18 protein-coding genes are annotated in these 19863 nt (G+C 38.2%); 8 read left to right on the top strand and 10 right to left on the bottom strand.

Translation table 11 applies throughout. The annotated features are described in order from the left end of the window. Positions 1–314: 314 nt before the first annotated feature. From L0B53_RS02530 to L0B53_RS02520, 3 genes are all read right to left on the bottom strand, one after another. The gene (locus L0B53_RS02530) at positions 315–1964 is read right to left on the bottom strand and encodes an AMP-binding protein (protein ID WP_235058908.1); all 1650 of its coding nucleotides are present in this window, start codon (positions 1962–1964) and stop codon (positions 315–317) included. Positions 1965–2144: 180 nt separating this feature from the next. Continuing rightward, entirely contained in the window at positions 2145–3089 is a 945-nt protein-coding gene (locus tag L0B53_RS02525; protein ID WP_235058907.1) for a LysR family transcriptional regulator, read from the bottom strand. A gap of 71 nt (positions 3090–3160) precedes the next feature. Next, positions 3161–3988: a LysR family transcriptional regulator gene (locus tag L0B53_RS02520; protein ID WP_235058906.1), complete on the bottom strand. Its 828-nt coding sequence runs from the start codon at positions 3986–3988 to the stop codon at positions 3161–3163. A gap of 336 nt (positions 3989–4324) precedes the next feature. Here L0B53_RS02520 and glgC point away from each other — a divergent pair, with 336 nt between their 5' ends. From glgC to L0B53_RS02500, 4 genes are all read left to right on the top strand, one after another. Further along, positions 4325–5542: a glucose-1-phosphate adenylyltransferase gene (glgC, locus tag L0B53_RS02515; protein WP_235058905.1), complete on the top strand. Its 1218-nt coding sequence runs from the start codon at positions 4325–4327 to the stop codon at positions 5540–5542. After that, positions 5532–6995: a glycogen synthase GlgA gene (gene glgA / locus L0B53_RS02510; protein ID WP_235058904.1), complete on the top strand. Its 1464-nt coding sequence runs from the start codon at positions 5532–5534 to the stop codon at positions 6993–6995. Before glgC ends, glgA begins: the two co-directional genes overlap by 11 nt. Before the next feature lie 411 nt (positions 6996–7406). Next, positions 7407–8813, top strand: a complete 1407-nt coding sequence (locus L0B53_RS02505) for a cation:dicarboxylate symporter family transporter (RefSeq protein WP_235058903.1) — start codon at positions 7407–7409, stop codon at positions 8811–8813. 90 nt (positions 8814–8903) lie between these two features. Continuing rightward, a complete protein-coding gene (locus L0B53_RS02500) occupies positions 8904–10229 on the top strand; it encodes a CoA-disulfide reductase (protein WP_235058902.1) in 1326 nt (441 codons plus the stop codon). Between the two features lie 124 nt (positions 10230–10353). On the opposite strand, the gene L0B53_RS02495 is transcribed toward L0B53_RS02500, so the two are convergent. From L0B53_RS02495 to L0B53_RS02485, 3 genes are all read right to left on the bottom strand, one after another. Then, positions 10354–11397 carry a GMP reductase gene (locus L0B53_RS02495; RefSeq protein WP_235058901.1) on the bottom strand — a complete coding sequence of 348 codons (1044 nt, stop codon included), beginning with the start codon at positions 11395–11397 and terminating at the stop codon, positions 10354–10356. Positions 11398–11714: 317 nt separating this feature from the next. Further along, positions 11715–12260, bottom strand: a complete 546-nt coding sequence (locus L0B53_RS02490; protein ID WP_235058900.1) for a YaeQ family protein — start codon at positions 12258–12260, stop codon at positions 11715–11717. Between the two features lie 129 nt (positions 12261–12389). Then, positions 12390–14399 carry an exoribonuclease II gene (locus tag L0B53_RS02485; RefSeq protein WP_235058899.1) on the bottom strand — a complete coding sequence of 670 codons (2010 nt, stop codon included), beginning with the start codon at positions 14397–14399 and terminating at the stop codon, positions 12390–12392. 387 nt (positions 14400–14786) lie between these two features. Between L0B53_RS02485 and L0B53_RS02480 the strand changes: the two genes are divergently transcribed. Further along, positions 14787–15086: a putative signal transducing protein gene (locus tag L0B53_RS02480; protein WP_235058898.1), complete on the top strand. Its 300-nt coding sequence runs from the start codon at positions 14787–14789 to the stop codon at positions 15084–15086. Positions 15087–15140: 54 nt separating this feature from the next. On the opposite strand, the gene L0B53_RS02475 is transcribed toward L0B53_RS02480, so the two are convergent. Beyond that, the gene (locus L0B53_RS02475) at positions 15141–15545 is read right to left on the bottom strand and encodes an ACT domain-containing protein (RefSeq protein WP_235058897.1); all 405 of its coding nucleotides are present in this window, start codon (positions 15543–15545) and stop codon (positions 15141–15143) included. A 129-nt stretch (positions 15546–15674) separates the two neighbouring features. Next, positions 15675–16139, bottom strand: a complete 465-nt coding sequence (locus L0B53_RS02470) for a GNAT family N-acetyltransferase (RefSeq protein ID WP_235058896.1) — start codon at positions 16137–16139, stop codon at positions 15675–15677. Positions 16140–16367: 228 nt separating this feature from the next. On the opposite strand from L0B53_RS02470, the gene L0B53_RS02465 reads away from it, so the two are divergent. Continuing rightward, the gene (locus L0B53_RS02465; protein WP_235058895.1) at positions 16368–16754 is read left to right on the top strand and encodes a type II toxin-antitoxin system RelE/ParE family toxin; all 387 of its coding nucleotides are present in this window, start codon (positions 16368–16370) and stop codon (positions 16752–16754) included. Between the two features lie 235 nt (positions 16755–16989). Beyond that, positions 16990–17328 carry a PTS sugar transporter subunit IIB gene (locus tag L0B53_RS02460; RefSeq protein ID WP_235058894.1) on the top strand — a complete coding sequence of 113 codons (339 nt, stop codon included), beginning with the start codon at positions 16990–16992 and terminating at the stop codon, positions 17326–17328. Between the two features lie 101 nt (positions 17329–17429). Here the strand turns inward: L0B53_RS02460 and L0B53_RS02455 are convergent, their stop codons facing one another. Together L0B53_RS02455 and rluF are read right to left on the bottom strand one after the other, a co-directional pair. Then, on the bottom strand, positions 17430–18086 hold the full coding sequence (locus L0B53_RS02455) for an OmpA family protein (protein WP_235058893.1): 657 nt from the start codon (positions 18084–18086) through the stop codon (positions 17430–17432). A 214-nt stretch (positions 18087–18300) separates the two neighbouring features. Further along, positions 18301–19257, bottom strand: a complete 957-nt coding sequence (gene rluF / locus L0B53_RS02450) for a 23S rRNA pseudouridine(2604) synthase RluF (protein WP_235058892.1) — start codon at positions 19255–19257, stop codon at positions 18301–18303. A 199-nt stretch (positions 19258–19456) separates the two neighbouring features. On the opposite strand from rluF, the gene L0B53_RS02445 reads away from it, so the two are divergent. Further along, a complete protein-coding gene (locus tag L0B53_RS02445) occupies positions 19457–19789 on the top strand; it encodes a PBPRA1643 family SWIM/SEC-C metal-binding motif protein (RefSeq protein ID WP_235058891.1) in 333 nt (110 codons plus the stop codon). Positions 19790–19863: the final 74 nt, after the last annotated feature.

Raw genomic sequence — 19863 nt, 5'->3', positions numbered from 1 at the left:
ATTTAGTTCCTTTGAATATGTATATAAATTTGGTGAGATGTTCTCGTTTCTGGTTTGGGTGTTATTATTGTGTTTCCGTATTGAGTTATATTCTGCATACTTGAAGCTGCAAGTTGTTGACCAAATTTGTTCGCCCCAATCATATAGAGTCTCTCGCATTTTCCATCTACTAGCCGCTCCAATTATTCTAGGTATATTGGTGACTATTAGACGAGATAACTTACTGTGGTGCCTCTTTCGGGCTTGATATTATCATCGAAGAACAACGCCAAGCCCGGTAGGTAATGCATGAGGTAGGAAGAGTGAGTCAGCCGTTACAGTTCATCCTCCCAGATAACCTGTTTATCATTCGGCCAATTTAGCCCTATATCGTGATAGTTCTTCTCTAACATATGACGACGAATTTTAAGTGTTGGTGTTAAGATGCCATTATCAATGCTCCATGGTTCATCAATCACTAAAATACCTCGAATTTTTGCGTGTGATTCTAGTTCACTATTGATCTGTTTTAACGCGCGATTCAGTTTCTTCAAATAACGTTGTCGATCAAAATTGGGAAAGTGGTGGGGGATAGCGAGCAAAATGGGTCCTGGCATCCCCGATCCAACCACACAAAGCTGTTCAATTTTTGTTAATTCAAAAATACGTTTCTCAATCGGTACAGGAGAGACAAACTTACCTTTGGCTGTTTTAAAGGTATCATTTTTTCGTCCTTGGATTGAGAGGTAACCTTGATTATCTAATGAGCCAATATCTCCTGTGTGGAGCCAACCATCAATAATCGTTTCAGCTGTCGCTTCAGGGTTTTTATAATAACCGGCAAATAACCCTTCGCTTCGAACAAGAATTTCCCCATCTTCTTCGGCAATTTTAATTTCTACACCGAGACTAGCATGACCGACAGTGCCTATTTTATCGCTGTTAAATGGGTAGTTAATCGTCCCGTATGCAAAAGATTCGGTCATTCCCCAAGCTTCAGTGATGTTCAGTCCGATCGATTCATACCAACGTAATAATCCTGCTGATACGGGGGCTGATCCACAACCGAGCACTCTCGCCTGATCAAGTCCTAAACCGTCTGCTAGTTTCTTCTTAATTAAAGAGGAGACAAATGGAATTTTGAGTAGAAAGTTCAGTTTCTTTTGTGGCAGTTTTTCAAGAATACGTTGTTGGAATAGTGTCCAAAGTCTAGGAACCGAAACAAAGAGCGTCGGCCTTTGCATCTTGACATCATCAATAAAGGTCTCTAATGACTCAGGGAATGCAACTTGAACCCCTCCAATCACAGAGGTACCTAGAATGTATACACGTTCAGTAATATGTGCCAGTGGTAGATAACTAAATAGGCGTTCATTGTCAGCTAATTGCAGATGTTTAATCAACTGGATTGATGTCCATGAAAACCCTTCATAGGTTAGCACCGCTCCTTTAGGGAGTCCTGAGGTACCAGATGTATATACAATAGACATAACATCCTTGAATTCAGGATGCTGGATATTAGTGATTGGTGTATTGCTCTCTAAAAGTGATTGCCAAGTATGCTGACACGAGGTTGTTGGATAAGGCAGAGAGATTGTCGTTAGATTAGTTAAATCAATCTCTTCAATGACCTTGGTACTGTCGAGTTTACCAATAAATAGGACTTTAGATTCACTATGAGACAACACATGCTCAATGGTCTCTTTTCCTGCCGTTGGGAAGATCGGAACGCTAATAAAGCCACCAAACATCATGGCTAAATCGGTAATAAACCATTCGGCACAATTTTTGGACATCAACGCGACTTTGTCCCCGCGTTCAAGACCTAAATTTTGTAATGCGGCTGTTATGGTGAGTGCTTGATTGGCAACATCTTGAAAGCGGTAATCAACAAATTGACGTTGATCGATCTGACGGAGAAACGTCGTATTAGGTTTCTCATCCTTCCACTGTAATAACGCTTGTGTTGGTAATATTTTTTCCACAGTTATCTCCTAATACGTTAACCCCTTCTTATTTTGAAGCTGCTAGGCTTGTACGGTGATTACGGTAGCGACTCCGACTATAGGGGGTATACAGACATTAATGTTATTATAATGTTAAATGCTCATTATTCATACGGATGAGAGAGATATTTAATATTTACAGGCTAGATTAATTTCGATTTACTTATTTATTAGAAGCTTATCTTGCTTTATTTGAGGGTGACTTTTGGCGGCAAAATTGAATAATTGCTGTCGAAACCATTGATGTAGTGGGTTTTGGTGTGATCGTGCATGCCAATAAACGAAAACGTCCAAATCAGGTAAGGTAAAGTTAACATCTAATTCAATGAGTTCATCTGTTAAGGTGTTTTGTGCGACAAAACCGACATGTTTTCCTGCTTTTAATGATGCAATTAATACCATCATTGAACTCGATCTAAAGGTAATATTACGCTTAAGATTGTGTTGTCTGAAGCGTTGTGAGACCGTTGCTTCACTAATACCTTTGGGGGTGTATTTTGCTTGTGGATATTGAGCAATATCAGCAAGAGTGAGTCCCCTTTTAGTTGCTAATGGGTGATCTCGGCTAGAGACTGCCACACAGGACTCTAATAATACTCGACGAGCATGGATAGACGCAGGCGGCGCATCTAGACCCCCAATAATCAAGTCAACTTCTCCTTGTTCTAATTGTTGATAGAGGTCCTCGGTAGTGCGAACAAATTTTAATTTTAAATTAGGGGCTTGTGGCTTAATTAATCGTAATAACCCTTCAATCATCGTGCTGGTGGAATAGTCTTGAGTTGCAAACTTGATCGTTCCTTGGCTATTTTGAGGATCAAATTGGGGCGGTTTTAAAATATTCTCAGCTTGGATGAGTATCTGCTGGAGTTGTGGTTTTAATTGGTTGGCAAGAGGAGAACATGTAAAGGTTTTACCCTGTTTAACTAATAGGGGATCATCAAAAAGTTGTCGTAATTTTACAAGCATCTGACTCATAGCTGGCTGCGTTATACATAACTTTTGCGCCGCATGGCTAATATGACACTCTTCTAAAAGTATCGTGAGCCCGAGAAGAAGGTTGAGGTCAAGTTGTTGTAGTTGTTTTGATGAGGTTGAAAACATTGATTATAAATCCTTTTAAAGTCCTACTTGTTAACGATATTTTCTAATGATTTTAAAAAACTGTTGAGAATCTACACTCTGTCATTTGATTGTTCAGTGATTATATTTGGGAATAATTGTTCTAAATAGATCCGTGATAATTGATTCCGAAACCAGTGATGTAGAGGGTTATCATGCCATTTTTCACTCCAAGCCATAACAATATCCATGTCCTCGTCTTCTGAGCTCGGTGTGTATTCTAACTGATCAATATTGGGTAATTTTTCCATTAAATACGCCATGTGAGAAGGAAGACGAACGCTATAATATTCAGACTGTAAACCATGTTGTAATACCAACATTGATTCTGACTCAAATTGGCAGTCATTCGTTAACAGAGATTGATTGGAGATGAGGTTAAATTGAGCGGAAGGGGCGGCTAACTTCAGCTGATTGCTAGATAACTTATTTTTTTGAGCGAAAAAACACCAGCTGTGATGAGCAATACGTTCTTGATGGATACCTAATAAGCGAGAAGGGTGGCCAATATATAGCTCAATTTTGTTTTCTTGAATCAACCAATCAGGATCGGCTATAAAAGGAACATACTCAATTTCGAGTAGAGGAGCTAGTTCAGCAACATAAGTGAGTAGAGGCGCGATGCATTTTTCAGCGGAGAAGTCACACAGAGTAAAACGTATTTTGCCAACTGCCTCTGAAGGATCAAATTTAGTTGTTTTAAAGAGCGAAGAGACTGAACTTAGCAGCTGCTCCAGTTGAATTTGCAACTCTTTTGCTCTATCAGTCAGTAACATCTCTTTTTGACCTCGTACCAGTAAGGGATCATTAAAAAGATCTCTTCCCTGATTTAAGATATGGCTCATTGCCGATTGAGAAATACCCAATTGATTTGCAGCCATTGATACTTGCTTGGCTTTCAATAAAATAGATAGTTTTATCAGAAGGTTAAGGTTGTTCCGCCTAAGGGCTAGTAGGTTGATATTATCTAATGACATACTGACTTTTATTGTGTGACAAATATCCAGCTTATCACTTTTTTATTTGTAATATGATTGTTTTCTTGAGCAAACGCATTGATATTATGAATATTGTTTCATTTTTGTAAATAATTTACAAAACAGTGATTTTTGTTTACAAGAAATTTTGTTATTATAAATAAGATCAAACCAATAGGTTTATTAACAAAAAAACAATAATTATAAACAGATAAAAATTTTATTTAGAAGGAATTAGATATGGCTGGAATTTTAGGTATGGTACTTGCGGGTGGCGAAGGCTCTCGTTTACGTCCATTAACAAACTCTCGAACAAAACCTGCAGTGCCGTTTGGTGGTAGTTATCGCCTGATTGATTTTGCATTGAATAACTTCATTAATGCCGATTTAATGCGAGTTTACGTTTTAACGCAATTTAAATCACAATCTCTTTATGGGCACATGAAGAAAGCGTGGACGGTTTCGACTATCACCGATCGCTTTATCGATCCAATTCCTGCGCAGATGCGTACCGGTAAAAACTGGTATGAAGGAACGGCGGATGCGATTTATCAAAATATGACTTTCATGCAAAATGCACAACCTGAACATGTATGTATTTTCGGTAGTGATCATATTTATAAAATGGATATTCGTCAGATGATTGATTTCCATAAAGAAAAGTCGGCTGTGTTAACGGTTTCAGCGATTCGTATGCCGTTGAGCGAAGCGTCTTCTTTTGGTGTTATCGAAGTCAATGAAGACGGTCGTATGATCGGATTTGAAGAGAAACCAGCAAATCCAAAATCACTACCAAATGATCCTGATCACGCGTTAGTATCTATGGGTAACTATGTCTTTGAAGCAAAAACGCTATACCGTGAACTAGAAGAAGATGCCGCGGATGAGAATTCGACTCATGACTTTGGTCACGATATCATTCCTAAATTATTCCCTAATAACCCTGTTTATGTTTATGACTTCAGCACTCACTACATTGATGGGGAAAAGAAAACGGTTTACTGGCGTGATGTTGGTACTATCCACTCTTACTGGCAGGCACATATGGATCTGCTAATGGATGATGCACCGTTTACACTGTATAACCGTAAGCATCCGCTACATACACATTACCCAGCGTTACCACCTGCCACCTTTATTGATAAGAATGGGGTTCGTGCTGAAGTTCACAACAGTTTAGTTTCTGCGGGTAGTTATATTCAAGCGGCACAAATTGACCATTCTGTTTTAGGTTTCCGCTCGAATGTGGCAGAAGGCTCAATAGTCACTGAATCTGTTCTTCTTGGTGATGTGAAGATTGGTGCAAACTGCGTAATTAAGCGTGCCATTATCGATAAATATGTTGAAATTGCCCCAGGCACGGTGATTGGCGAGAATATTGAAGAGGATCGTCAGCGTTTTCATGTTTCAGATGAAGGTATTGTTGTGATTGAAAAAGGAATGAAAGTTGGCTTCTAAACAATTGAAGATTCTTTTTATTGCATCTGAAGTTGAAGGGTTAGCGAAAACTGGAGGCTTAGCAGATGTTGCTAAGTCTCTGCCGCAAGCATTAATTGAACAAGGACATGATGTCCGTGTTGTAATGCCTTTCTATCGTTCAATTAAGAATCGTGAACAAGCAAAATTAGTTAAAGCATGCACATTGCCGAGTTTTTCTGGCTCTCCTGAGCAAGATTATAACTTGATGGAAATGCAGCTTGATCAAACTTTAGTTTATGGTATCGATGCTAGCCAGTACTATGATCGTAAAGAGCTTTATGCTGAAAATAATCAAGCATATCAGGATAACGGCGAGCGTTTTGCTTTCTTTAGTGCTGCCGCATTAGATTGTGCTGAACAGATCGGGTTTAAACCAGATATCGTTCACTGTAATGACTGGCATACCGGGTTAGTTCCTTATTTACTTAAATATCGCTACCAAGATAGTGCTTTTTATCAAAATAGTAAAAGTGTTATTACGATTCATAATGCGGTATTTCAGGGGATTTACTCCTATTATGAGCTTAAATTCATTCCTGAGTTATTGGCAAACTTTAATCTGCAATTTGAACAACATATCGATTACGTTAACTTCCTTAAAGCTGGCGTTTTATGTGCCGATAAGATCAATGCCGTTAGCCCGACTTATGCTGAAGAGTTAACGTCCTATCTTGGTGCTCATGGTCTGTCTGATCAGTTTGCTAGCCGCCGTGATGATCTTTCTGGGATTATTAATGGTTGTGATTATGGCGACTGGAACCCAGAGTTAGATAAAGACATTCCACAAAAATATCGTGCTAATTTAAATAGTATGGTTCGTGGTAAGAATGCTTGCAAAAAGGCCTTACAAGCCGAAGTGGGACTCCCTGTTGGTGATATTCCTATTTATGGGATGGTTTGTCGTTTAACCGAACAAAAAGGTATTCATTTTCTACTACCGATCCTGACTGAATTCTTGAAGAATCAAGTTCAAGTGGTGATTGTCGGGACAGGTGATCCGGTATTAGCAAAAGAGTTGCATGCCATTGCTGCTCAATACCCAAATAAGTTGGCATTTGTTGAAGCTTATAACAACCGTTTAGCCCACTGGGTTGAAGCTGGTTCAGACTTCTTTATGATGCCATCTTTATTTGAACCTTGTGGTTTAAATCAACTTTATAGCATGGTGTATGGAACGTTACCTATCGTACGAGCTGTCGGTGGTTTAGCCGATACGGTGATTGATTTTGATAATGAACCAGAAGAAGCAACAGGTTTTAGCTTCCTAACTCCTGAGCCAATGACGCTGTTAGTGACCCTACAACGAAGCTTACTTTTCTATATCCAAGAGAAGAATGAATTCCGTCAAGTTCAATTACGAGCGATGGGGAAAAAATTCCTTTGGAGTGATGTCGCAAAAGAGTATCATGCGCTATATAAGCAGCTAGTTTAATATTTATATTTTTCATTCCTTTGTTATTGCCAACTGTCTAATTCTTTAGGTGGTTGGCTTTTTATTTTCCTCTCAATTATCTTTATTTACTTTGTTTATCACTATTAATAATAATGATATAAGACAGGATTTATATCTACGTCTTATTAATATTGATTTATATCAAAAAGGTGACTAATATTTTATATTTATTAATGATGTAAAATTGAGACCTTTAATTATTTAATTAATAAATTAACCTTTATTTGTGTTAATTAACTCACAATGAAATTAATATTTTATGTTGGAATTGTGATATGAATTTAATTTCCTCTTTGCTTGATAATGTTGAATATCTTTTTCTCAAATCTATAATAACCGCATAAAATTTTTCTTTATTATTAATTATTTATGGATTGTTGAGGTGTACTGATGAGTATGGCGTTTATTATGTTAAGTCTTCTCTTTTTTGCTTTCTACTTTATGTTATCCAAGTTTAAAAAGCAGAAGAAGAGTTTTAATTATCGAGTATTAAGTGCGTTAGTGGGAGGTTTATTATTTGGTGGAGCAATCCAATTAGTCTTTGGTTATGGCAATGAATCACTGGCGGGTTTTTCTGAATTAATTACCGTTTTTGGTAAAGGCTATATTAAGTTGCTTCAGATGATCGTTATTCCATTGGTCTTTGTGGCAATGATCTCATCAATTATGAATGTTGATGGAAACGGTGCATTGTCTAAAATTGCGCCTAAAGTGATTGGGGTATTATTATTTACTGTTGCAATCTCTGCGATTATTGGTGTCGCTAGTATCTACCTATTTGGTATTGATGCAAATACGCTGGTTAACTCAATTGGAAGCAGTGATGCGGTTGCGGCACGTGGTCAATCTATTATGTCAGCGCAGAGCTCACTGGCAGATAAAGGACTTTCTGGTCTTGCACTTTCAATTATTCCTTCGAATATTTTTGATATGTTAACAGGGTCACAACGAACTTCAACGTTATCCACGGTTCTGTTTGGTATGTTCCTTGGTTATTGTGTACTCCAAGTTAAAAAGCGTAAGCCAGAAAAAATACAAAGTTTTATTGATTTTATCAATGCAGCGAAAGAAGTGGTACTTTCAATGGTTCGTGAAATCCTGAAACTGACGCCATACGGTGTATTTGCACTGATGACTAAGTTTATGATGACCAATAACTTATTTGCTCTTGCTGAAATGGGACGCTTCTTAGTGGCAAGTTATGCCGCTATCACTGCCATGTACCTTGTTCATCTTGTCATGGTCTCAATGTTTGGTCTTTCTCCTAAACAGTTTATGAAGAAGACTTGGCCAGTATTGGTGTTTGGTTTTGGTTCTCGTTCAAGTATGGCGGCTATTCCTCTTAATGTTGATACGCAAACCAAAACAATGGGGGTGGATGAAGAGACGGCAAATATGTCTGCGACTTTTGGAACAAGCATTGGCCAGAATGGTTGTGCGGGAATTTACCCTGCTATGTTAGCAATTATGGCGGCACAAGTGATGGGTATCCCTGTTGATCTTGGTTTCATCCTTCAGTTGGTTGTGGTGATTGCAATTGCTTCATTTGGTATTGCTGGTGTGGGTGGTGGTGCAACGTTTGCCGCTATCGCAGTATTAACGATGATGGGCTTAGATATTACCGTTGTAGCAATTTTAGTCTCGATTGAAGCATTGATAGATATGGCGCGTACGGCACTGAATATCTCTGGTTCTATGTTATCTGGCCTATTAACTGCGCATAGTAATAAAACATTAAATAACGAGCAGTTTGATGCTGCAGTGGTTCAACCACAAAATGAACAAGCAACAATTTAAGATTGATTGAATAAAATGATTTAATCAAAATAGAGTCCCTGTTATTGAACGAATAGCAGGGACTTATTCATGTTTATGGAAATAGAAAAAATGAAAAAAACAGTCGTGATTGGTGGTAATGCTGCAGGTATGAGCTTTGCTGCTAAATATAGAAGAAACTGTCGAGATGAAGAAATTGTGGTGATTGAGCAACGAGATTATGTCTCTTTCGGTGCATGTGGTTTACCTTATTTTACCGCCAATATGTTTGATGATACTGAGCGAATGATCTCTCGCACCCCAGAGCAAGCGATTAAATCTGGCCTAGATCTTCGTGTAAACAGCCAAGTTTTATCGCTAAATCGTGATAATCAGACACTATTTATTGAGTCAGAAGGGACAACCTATAGTGAAAGCTATGACCAATTAATTATTTGTACTGGCGCTACGCCGATTAAACCAAACTTTGGGTCGTATAACCCTAAACATGTTTATACTTTGACGACTCAAGAAGATGGTTTAGCGGTTAAAGAAGCATTTAATAACCTAGATCTTAAACGCATCTGTGTGATTGGTGCCGGTTTTATCGGATTAGAAGTCTTTGATAGCGCACATCATCTAGGTAAAGACGTGACGGTTATCGAACGCGAAGCCTCTATTTTAACCCATCAATTTAGCTCAGAAATGGTCAATATTGTTGAACAGGATATGATTAATCAACAGTGTGAATTAAAGTTAAATTGTACTGTAAATCGTATTGAAGATAATAGTGATGGTAGCTATAACGTGATCACCGATAGTGGCAGTGTTATTGCAGATATTATTATTCTCTCTCTTGGCTTTAAACCAAATACCGAGCTTTTTGATCTAGATAAAGCCCAAAATGGTGCGCTACTAACGGATAAATTGGGTCAAACGAATGATGCAAATATTTATGCGATGGGGGATTGTGCGATGGCGCATCATCAAGTGTTAGAACAGCCTGTCTACCTTCCTCTCGCGACAACGGCCAATAAACAAGCACGAATGATGGCGGACCATTTAGCGGGTAAAGAGACCTTTTTAGAGGGCTTCTTGGGTTCTTCATGCTTGAAGGTATTAGATCAAGAATTAGCCACAACGGGCATCACAGAAGCAACGGCTAAACGTTTTGATATTCCGTATAAGACGGTGTTGATTGAAGATAAGAATCAGACTGATTACTACCCAGGTCAAGAAGATATCATGGTTAAGCTGATCTATTCACCAGCCAGTAAAGTGTTATTGGGCGGAGAAGTAGTCGGCAAAAAAGGTGCGGTAGGGCGAGTGAATGCGCTGGCTGTTGCTGTGACGGCGAAAATGACAACCTCGCAATTAGGTTACCTTGATTTTTGCTATGCCCCTCCTTTTGCCCGTACATGGGATACGTTAAATGTCGCAGGTAATGTGGCTAAGTGATCACTGGAGTAAAAAGAACAGTTATTAATAACAAGATTAAATAGCAAAAAAAAGACCGCTAAAAATGCGGTCTTTTTCTATTCAACTCTGAAAAAATCTATCGAAAATTCCGAAGTGTTACGGCTTACTCGCGGCCGTAAACGTTATTCTCTTGCTCTTGAACACGGATGAAGGTTGTACGCTTCGTTAGCTCTTTAAGGCGCGCAGCACCGACATAAGTACAAGTTGAACGTACGCCACCCATGATATCTTGGATAGTGTTTGTTACTGGACCACGGTATGGTAATACCACGGTTTTACCTTCAGCTGCGCGGTAAGTTGCTACACCACCTGAGTGCTTGTCCATCGCGCTCTTAGATGACATTCCGTAGAACTTCATGAATGTTTTGCCATCTTCTTCGATTAACTGACCGCCACTCTCTTCGTGTGCCGCTAGCATACCACCAAGCATAACAAAATCTGCACCGCCACCGAATGCTTTAGAAACATCACCAGCACATGAACAACCACCGTCACCGATAATTGTGCCACCTAGGCCGTGTGCAGCGTCAGCACATTCGATAATTGCTGATAATTGAGGGTAACCTACGCCTGTTTTAACACGAGTTGTACAAACAGAACCTGGGCCGATGCCGACTTTAACCATGTCTGCACCTGCAAGGATAAGTTCTTCTACCATGTCGCCTGTTACCACGTTACCAGCACTGATAACTTTGTCTGGGAACTCAGCACGAACACGTTCAACATACTGGACTAAGTGCTCTGAGTAACCATTAGCAATATCGATACAGATAAAAATGAAATCATCGCTTAATGCCATGATATCTTTAGTTTTTTGGAATTCTGCTTCAGAGGTGCCTGTTGAAACCATCGCATTGTTAAGGACTGATGCGTCGTTATTCTTTACAAACTCAGCCCAATCATCAACGGTGTAATGCTTGTGAATCGCCGTCATTACATTGTGTTCAGCAAGTGATTTTGCCATTGCAAAGCTACCAACTGAATCCATGTTAGCGGCAATAATTGGAACACCAGACCACTGACGGCCGCTGTGCTTAAAAGTAAACTTACGATTTAGTTCTACTTGAGAACGGCTCTTCAACGTTGAGCGTTTCGGGCGGAATAATACATCTTTAAAGCCCAGTTTAAGATCTTGTTCAATACGCATTACGTTATTCCTTCAGAGTTACAGTATAAAGTTACAATAGAAAGTACAGGCAAAAAAAAACCGGAGGCTTTTGCAAGCTCTCCGGTTTTCAGTATTATATGAATAAAAACTTTTCATACAAGACTGCTTTTTTTATTTTATTTGTGATATCTTTGATTGAATAACCAGTAACAAATCGAGTTTTAAACTTTCAAGTTGTTGATTTTTATTATTATTTTGTTTTTTGTTGTTAATTTTTTCTCGATCTAGCTCAAATTTTTTCATTTTTATAATAAAAAAAGATCATATTTTTTATTTTTTCTGCCGATTTCTCTTCTTTAGTCTCTTTTTAACCACCATTCAGGGTTAATCGTTAAACTATCATCACCACTGCTTAACCATACTTGCTCACTTTCGATTGTGAATTGCAGCTGCATTGATCGATCAACAATTTTTTCTAATTGAGATAATGTTTGGTTATCGATAAACACGATAGAAACATTTTTAATCATTTCAATTTTTGCTTTATTCTGCTTCCACCACACTTTTGCTGCATTATCGTTATAGGCATAAATGATGACCTTTTTAGCACGACTTGCTGCTTTCTTAATGCGCTTTTCATCGGGTAAGCCAAGATCAATCCAGAGTTCAATTTCATCACTTAAGCTTTTTTGCCACAGATCCGGCTCTTCGGTCGAACTTACCCCTTTGGTAAACTGTAATGCTTCATCTGCGTTCAACCCCCACGCCACAACGCGTAACATTAGACGTTGCAATGTTTCTGAGGGGTGACAAGCAATAGTATGTGGGATGTCGAGATAAACGTGTTTATCTAAGTCGACAACATTGATATGCGCTTTGTAAATGGTCGATTTTAACGCCATAAGTCCTGCTTTTTTAACTATTTGAATAAAATAACGCTCGATAAGAGAGATGGTCTCCTATCGAGCGTGAGAAGTGATTACTCGCTTTCTATTTGGTTTTCTATTTTCCGCAGAAAGTGATGATGCCTTTTACTTATTTTCTTCAGTAATTTGTGTTGGCTCTAAAAAAGCCAATACGGGAGCGGCGATTAAGTTACGACTCTCTTTCTTTACTTCTGAAAGATAAACGTCGACAACATCACCCAGTTTGAATTCAGGGCGGTTATCTATCAATATCATTCCTTTATCTGCACTACACTCGATACGTGATTTTGTATCACAAATTAATGAACCAGGTATAAAGGCCGCTGCGCCATTTTCTAACAGACGAACACGCATTCCTGCACGGTTAATGTCAAAAATCTCAGCAGAAAAAACCGTTTTCTTTTCGACATCGTCAGCGAGTAGCATGGTATATAACCAATCCGAAATCGTACGCTCTGCCATACGGTGATGACGGCGATGTAGCATTAACTCTTCTGCAAGATCTTGAGGGATAGTTTGCTCATCTTGGTGATCAAGAATTGCAGCTTTGATTAAACGGTGGTTAATCATGTCGCCATATTTACGTATAGGAGATGTCCACGTTGCGTAAACCTCTAAGCCCATGGCGTAATGTGGCGCAGGATCTTGGGCAATTAAGCTATAAGATTGATGCTTGCGTAGGCGGCTATCCCAATAAGTGGAAGGTTGCTGATTTAACCAACGACGTAGTGCGCTAAAGCCTTCAACAGTGAGAAGTTGTTCTTTCTCAAAAGGTGCTTCAGTCTCTTCTAAAATAGACATTACATCATTAAATCGTTCAGCAGAGAATCCCGCATGAGTATTAAATATACCCAGATTAAATTTCTGTTGCAGTAATTTACCGGCACAGATATTGGCAGTGATCATCGCTTCTTCAACCATGCGATTAGCAATTCGACGCTCATCAACATGGATAGCTAACACTTCACTATTTTCACCCAATTCAAAACGATAATCAGGGCGATCAGGGAAGGTGACCGCATGCGTTTCACGCCACGTTGTACGAGCCTTTGCTAGCGCACGTAATGCTAACAGTTGTGGTGCAATTTCAGATGATGGTTGCCAAACGTCATTATTCAATGAGCTTGTAGACTCTTGTTGTTCGATAAAATCAGAGACATTGTTATAGCTTAATCGACCGTGAGAAACGATATTGGCAGCAAAGAAATTGAAATCATCTTGGATAGTACCATCTTCTGCAATAGTGACTTCACAACAAATGGCTGGTCGTTGTTGATTATCGATCAATGAACATAGGTCGTCAGCTAATTCACGAGGCAACATCGGGATATTTTTACCCGGAAGATAGATGGTAAAGCCACGAGAGCGAGCTTCAGCATCTAATGCGTCATCGGCCGCGATATAAGCTGTTGGATCCGCAATGGCAATGGTTAATGTGAATGTCCCATCGTCATGTTGTGTCGTATGAAGTGCATCGTCCATATCTTTGGTTGAATCACCATCAATCGTAATGAAAGGCAATTCGGTGAGATCTTTACGGAGTAGGCCTTCATCAAGTAGTGGCCATTCACTTCGACCTTCAGGCTCACTATTCGGGAGATCGTTATGAGCAAGTGTTACCCACCATGGTGCAATATGATCATCACTAGCCGCAATTTTTTCACTGATTTGGCATTGGAAACCGCCTTCATCCGCAGTTAATGGATGTCGGGTTATGTTAGCAACAACCCAATCGCCTTCGACAAATTGATCTTTCGTTAATCCTTTGACTAACTTAGCAGCAATAGGATCATTACGTTGTTGGTGATCGGGTACGACAAATAAACGTTTCTTAATCAGCTTAATACGGCCGACAAAACGGGTCATACCTTGTTCGACTAAGGTTTGAGGTTCCGCAATTTCACGCTCTTTTTCGGTACGAACAATGGCAGTAACACGGTCACCATGTATGACTTTTTTCATGTAGGGAGGGGGAATAAATAGATTATCTTTTTTGTCATCAGTTTCTAAAAATCCGAAGCCACGATCGGTTCCTTTGATCGTTCCTTCTTTTTTAGGTAACTCGTCTTGCATCTGTTTTTTTAATTGTGCTAATAACGGATTGTCTTGAAACATATTAGTCGCCGTAACTGATTGATTTGATATGTATTGTTAATGCTCTCAATCTTGTTTATTTTAAGATCTTGAGCAATTATGGGGTTATCTTACCGTGAAACCGTGCTTTTGTATATTTGTGGGACGGATTGAGGTTTGTTTGCTGCTAGGTTCTGAAAAAAAGTAAAGTTACGATTCCCCTTATACTTGAAGTCGCTAGGCTAGGTTTATAACAATAATGGCTTTAGTCGTTAGCGCCAATTATATAGTACACTTATACTCATGGAGCCTCACTTGCTTGCTACCTACTAGCAACGCCAATTATTTTAGGTATATACTCTTTATATTTAAAGTCGATATACTCTTCATAAAAGCATAATTTGGTTAATGTTCATTTAGAGGAATTCAATGGAACAGACAAAACGGCTATTAATTAGTGGCAACTTAATTCAAGCTCATATATGGAAAGGGCTACTTGAATCCTCGTATATTGATGTTGAAATGAGAGGGGAAGCTTTAATTGGTGGGATTGGTGAGTTACCCACAGACCTACAAAGTGTAGAGCTTTGGGTCACTCAAAATCAGTTTCAACTAGCTGAAGATGAGTTAGCTGCACTACAAACAAAGACCGAACCGTGGTGGTGCTCACATTGCCATGAAAAAAATGAGCCCAGCTTTGAAATCTGCTGGAATTGCCAAGGTTCTTAGATTAAATCGGGTAAATCTAGACTTTTTTGTCTTTTAAGTGACCGGTTTATTCTCTTATTTGTCCTGAACGTTAAATTCTTTTAGGGCTAAAATCGCCGCGTCAGCTTTATGTGTTTGAACAAAAATATGGTCATGGTAATAGGCGGCAATCACATTGGCACTGATGCCTTTTATCGCAAGTTTGTTTGCAACGGCGGCGGTAAGACCGACAGCATCTAAACTCGAATGAACCGTTAATGTAATCTGACGATACGTGCCTTCAAACGATAAATTTTTCTTCTCTGCGATTGATTTTTCAAGTATCAGTGTTAGGCCTTCTGACTCTGCAAATGTCGCAATCGGGTTTAGCTCTATATACTCAAAGAGCGAGCCTGACACCGTACAAAAAGCGAATTCATCGCTCATTAATTTTGGGCTCATTGAACGTAATAGTTGATCTAAATCGGTCATTCCTGCCATCGATAATCTTTCCTTATTTTGTGCATAGGTCATTAAGTTACAGATCAACGGTAATCTGAACCTAATTATTTCTTTTTTAGTGGCTATACCTTATAGTAAGAAGGGGGTATATCTTACATATAATTTATATTACCGCTTTATTTGCTTTGACATATTATACCCAGAAATATTAAAACCCACTTCTTGGTATAGCTTCAATGCTCTTTGATTGTGATAGGCGACCCGTAATTTGATCTGCTGTATGCCAATTGTTGTTAATTGTAACTCAAGAGCCGCAATAGCTAATTTACCATACCCATTATTACGTTTGTTTGAATAAATATAGAAGTCATAAATAAATGTCGATTTATTATGTATATTTAGTGAGTGCCACAAATAACCGACTAACTCTGAACCTGATTCGATACACAATAATTCATGCTCAATAGTATCCAAACCATTAGGAAAACATCGAATGAGCTCCTTATTTGCTAGGTCTCTAGCTTTCTCCATGGAGTGGCCATAATTATCAGCTATTTCACGACTATAATCATCAATGAAATAGTCACTGTATATTAAAAATTCGCTGGGGGTCATTTGTCTGAGATTAATCATCTATCATTCTTTATGTAATAAATTCGCTAGAGTGATTATACCTTTATTATTTGAAGGTACTAATAAATTGAATCATAGTTTAAAAAAAGATGACTATTCCCTTCATACTTGAAGCTGCTAGATTGTTGCCTGTGTTCGTTCGCCCCAATCATAGAGTACATTTATACTCATGGGGCCTCATTCACTTGCCGCCTACTAACAACTCCAATTATTTTAGGTGTAAATCAAATGATGGTTCAAGTTTATCAAAATAGTTATTCCTCAAAATTAACAACATATTTAATGAACGTTCCGGTTTATCATAGAGATAAAATCGTTAAAAAATTACAACAATGTCAAGAGGTTGATGATAAGCATCATATTCGAAATCTAAAAGTCCTTAAAAATCGGATCTGGCATTACAAGGGGACGATTTATAAATTAAGAGTAGACTCTGTTGGGATCTCTTCGAGAGTGTTATTTTGTGTAAAAAAAGAAAGGTTAATTCTACTTCATGCTTTTACTAAAACGACAGCTAAAACACCAAGCAAAGAGGGTAAATTGGCAGTGAGACTTTTTCAGTTATGGCAGCAAGATGAGAGTTGTGTTGAAAACTTATCTTTTATGACTTATTGAGTCATTTTATTGATGCTTAAATTATAATTTATTTAAAGTTAATTTTATTAATCACTTCTATTAATATATTATTACGATTGTTTGAGTTTGTTCTCTTTTTGTTTATATATTTCATTCTTATAATGTTTATTTTTTCTTAATTATAAAAATAACCTTTGAATTCATTTTTTGATCTTTCATTTGAGGTGAGGTTATCTAATTTTCATTGGTTAAATTAAATATAAGGGTGTAGATAATGTTTAAAGTACTTCTTTGTTGTGAGACAGGTGTATCAACTGCACTGTTAGTGAAAAAAATGAAAATAGAGGCAGAGAAGCGAAGGATAGAGTGTCAGATTACGGCTTATCCGTATGACTCTTTCTATGATCATGTAGAGCAGTATGATATTTGCTTAATCGCTCCTCAAATAAAAAGACACTATCATGAGATTGAACAATATTGTCTGCAGAATCATAAAGCATGTGGGTTAATTCATATTAATAATTTTGGCATGCTACGTGGTGATTTAGTGCTTAATAATGCGATTAAAGTCTATAACGAGTATTTAAACCGCCATACAGGTTATCTTGATTGATAAAAAAGCGCCTATAACGACTTTTGTTATAGGCGCTAATATCTAGTGTTCAATTAGTCTGAAATCGAAATAGGGGAAGGGTAGACTAACTGTTTTATCAATTATTGTTGTGGTGTTGTAATGGTAATCTCTACTCGACGGTTACAAGTACGGCCTTCTGTTGTGTCATTAGTACAGATTGGATTACGCTCACCAAAGCCACGAGATACGGCACGGTTTGCTGCTAGACCTTGACCAATAAAATAGTTCTTAATTGATTCTGCACGCTTTTCTGACAGAATTTGGTTTGATTCAGCACTGCCAACACTATCGGTATAACCATTAACGATGATGTTACTTTCTGGGTATTTATTTAATACTTCAACAATTGAGTCTAATGTTGGGTAGATAGCAACTTGAGGATAGAAAGAGCCTGTTGAGAAGCCGATACCTTTGGCAAGAATAAGAACAAGTTGGTTGTCGCCAACACGTTTCACTTGTACACCAGTATTTAATAGGTGTTGTCTAAATTCTTGTTCTTGATTATCCACATGATGACCAATTCCGCCACCAATAAGAGCCCCCGCTGCAGCACCAATTAAAGCCCCTTTGCCATCACCTGCGATAGCACCAATTAATGCCCCCGCTGCTGCACCACCAACGGCTCCTTTTGTTGTTGCATTTGTTTCGTATTGGCCCGTGGTTGCATCTTGACGCTGAGTTGCTTGACAGCCTGTTAATGCGATAGTGATAGCGAATGCTAGCGTGATCTTTTTCATTTCAACACCATTATTTATTGTTGGTTTAAATTAATTCTTTGATTATATCACTGATTTTATGACAAAAGAGATATTTGGTGGGGTATTTTAACGGATTGTTGACATTTCAGAAGGTTATATATCAATAACAAAGAGTTAAGTTTTGGCTGACTTTACTCTTTGTTAATAGCTGGTGCTTTTAAACGGCAAGTTATTGTTAATGGTTATATTTCAGTTAGCGATTATAACTGCGTTGAGACGTATTAAATTTTTTGCGTTTTGGTTTGCTCTTTTTACTCTCAGAGTTATCATCTTGCTGAGTGCTCTTTACCTTTGTTGGCAGTTTTAATACTTTTTTCTTTGTGTTTTTTGCTTGATCAAGAACACGTTGAGTGATCTCTTGCTGTTGTACTTCTTGGTTGATTTTGCTTTTTTTCGTCTCACTAACAGTACGATCAGTGGTGCTTTTTGAACCCGCAACGGCTTGATTGATCTCGTCCATCTCTTGTTCGGTTAGATTACGCCATTGACCTGGTTTTAAGCCATCTAATGTCACATTCATTATACGGCTACGTTTTAGTGAAGTGACTTCGTAATCTAAATATTCACACATACGGCGAATTTGACGATTTAATCCTTGAGTTAAGATAATCGTAAAGACAAACTTACTTACCATCGTGACTTTACAAGGCTTAGTGACTGTGCCAAGAATAGGAATACCTTGAGACATTCGTTTAATAAAGCGTTCGCTAATTGGCTGATCAACATGAACGATATACTCTTTATCATGTGCATTTTCAGCACGTAAGATTTTATTAACAATATCCCCATCACTGGTTAAAAAGATTAATCCTTCAGACGGCTTATCTAAGCGACCAATAGGAAAAATACGTTCACGGTGTTTAATCGCATCAATAATATTTCCATGGACATGACGTTCTGTCGTACAGGTGATACCAACTGGCTTATTATAAGCGATGTAGACGCGATCCGTCTTATCTTCTGCAACGGAGTTAATTGCTTTACCATCAACTTCAACAATATCGTTAGTTTGAACTTTTGTGCCTAATTCAGGATGCTTGCCATTGATAGTCACTCTATTTTGTTCGATCAATTTATCGGCTTCACGACGAGAGCAAAAACCAGAGTCACTAATAAATTTATTTAGGCGTTTTTCTGTAGGGTTATTCACGATATTGTCCAATTGAGGGTGTTATGGCGCGATTATACTATTTATCTTTGTGATAGCTATTTTTATCTTTGTCGTTATGAGGTCTTTATCTAGAGTTGTGATACTTTCCGCTACAAATGTGGCCCACTTTGCTGTATAAAGCGAGGCTGATTCGATTTCCCGTATTTAAATAAGTTAAAGATTAAGTGAGAAGGTTGCTATGTCTAAGTTTTTCTATAAAGGTCGCATTGAAAAGAAACCAAAGCATGAAAGTTTTGGATATAACACCAAGCGTGAGGCAAAATTAGGAACAGAAGAGCAGCCTTTAACTCTACATCTCTCTTCTGAGACACGTCGTGCTGACGTTGAGCAACGACTCGAGCAGCATCAATTATTTGCTAATATTATGATTGATGAGTCTCAAGAAGAAGACATTAGTGAATTGACAGCGATATTAAATAAGCCTGAAACGACCCGCTTTGATAAGACGCCTAACCGCAACGATCCTTGTTCTTGTGGGAGCGGTAAAAAATATAAAAAGTGCTGTGGTTAAACCGTCATTTAAATCTGTTTGATTTATCACCAGTTATTGTCATTACTCTTGAATAATAACTGGTAATACCCTTA

The organism is Vibrio sp. SS-MA-C1-2 (genome assembly GCF_021513135.1).
Classification (GTDB): Bacteria; Pseudomonadota; Gammaproteobacteria; order Enterobacterales; family Vibrionaceae.
Note: the sequence above shows the minus strand (reverse complement) of the source record. Positions and strands in the feature narration are given on the sequence as shown.

What these genes read in the sequence shown, in the direction of transcription:
- L0B53_RS02525 (WP_235058907.1), bottom strand. Translation starts at nt 3,089, where the DNA reads ATGTTTTCAACCTCATCAAAACAACTACAACAACTTGACCTCAACCTT.
- L0B53_RS02520 (WP_235058906.1), bottom strand. Translation starts at nt 3,988, where the DNA reads ATGGCTGCAAATCAATTGGGTATTTCTCAATCGGCAATGAGCCATATC.
- glgC (WP_235058905.1), top strand. Translation starts at nt 4,325, where the DNA reads ATGGCTGGAATTTTAGGTATGGTACTTGCGGGTGGCGAAGGCTCTCGT.
- L0B53_RS02505 (WP_235058903.1), top strand. Translation starts at nt 7,407, where the DNA reads ATGAGTATGGCGTTTATTATGTTAAGTCTTCTCTTTTTTGCTTTCTAC.
- L0B53_RS02500 (WP_235058902.1), top strand. Translation starts at nt 8,904, where the DNA reads ATGAAAAAAACAGTCGTGATTGGTGGTAATGCTGCAGGTATGAGCTTT.
- L0B53_RS02495 (WP_235058901.1), bottom strand. Translation starts at nt 11,397, where the DNA reads ATGCGTATTGAACAAGATCTTAAACTGGGCTTTAAAGATGTATTATTC.
- L0B53_RS02490 (WP_235058900.1), bottom strand. Translation starts at nt 12,260, where the DNA reads ATGGCGTTAAAATCGACCATTTACAAAGCGCATATCAATGTTGTCGAC.
- L0B53_RS02485 (WP_235058899.1), bottom strand. Translation starts at nt 14,399, where the DNA reads ATGTTTCAAGACAATCCGTTATTAGCACAATTAAAAAAACAGATGCAA.
- L0B53_RS02480 (WP_235058898.1), top strand. Translation starts at nt 14,787, where the DNA reads ATGGAACAGACAAAACGGCTATTAATTAGTGGCAACTTAATTCAAGCT.
- L0B53_RS02475 (WP_235058897.1), bottom strand. Translation starts at nt 15,545, where the DNA reads ATGGCAGGAATGACCGATTTAGATCAACTATTACGTTCAATGAGCCCA.
- L0B53_RS02470 (WP_235058896.1), bottom strand. Translation starts at nt 16,139, where the DNA reads ATGATTAATCTCAGACAAATGACCCCCAGCGAATTTTTAATATACAGT.
- L0B53_RS02465 (WP_235058895.1), top strand. Translation starts at nt 16,368, where the DNA reads ATGATGGTTCAAGTTTATCAAAATAGTTATTCCTCAAAATTAACAACA.
- L0B53_RS02460 (WP_235058894.1), top strand. Translation starts at nt 16,990, where the DNA reads ATGTTTAAAGTACTTCTTTGTTGTGAGACAGGTGTATCAACTGCACTG.
- L0B53_RS02455 (WP_235058893.1), bottom strand. Translation starts at nt 18,086, where the DNA reads ATGAAAAAGATCACGCTAGCATTCGCTATCACTATCGCATTAACAGGC.
- L0B53_RS02445 (WP_235058891.1), top strand. Translation starts at nt 19,457, where the DNA reads ATGTCTAAGTTTTTCTATAAAGGTCGCATTGAAAAGAAACCAAAGCAT.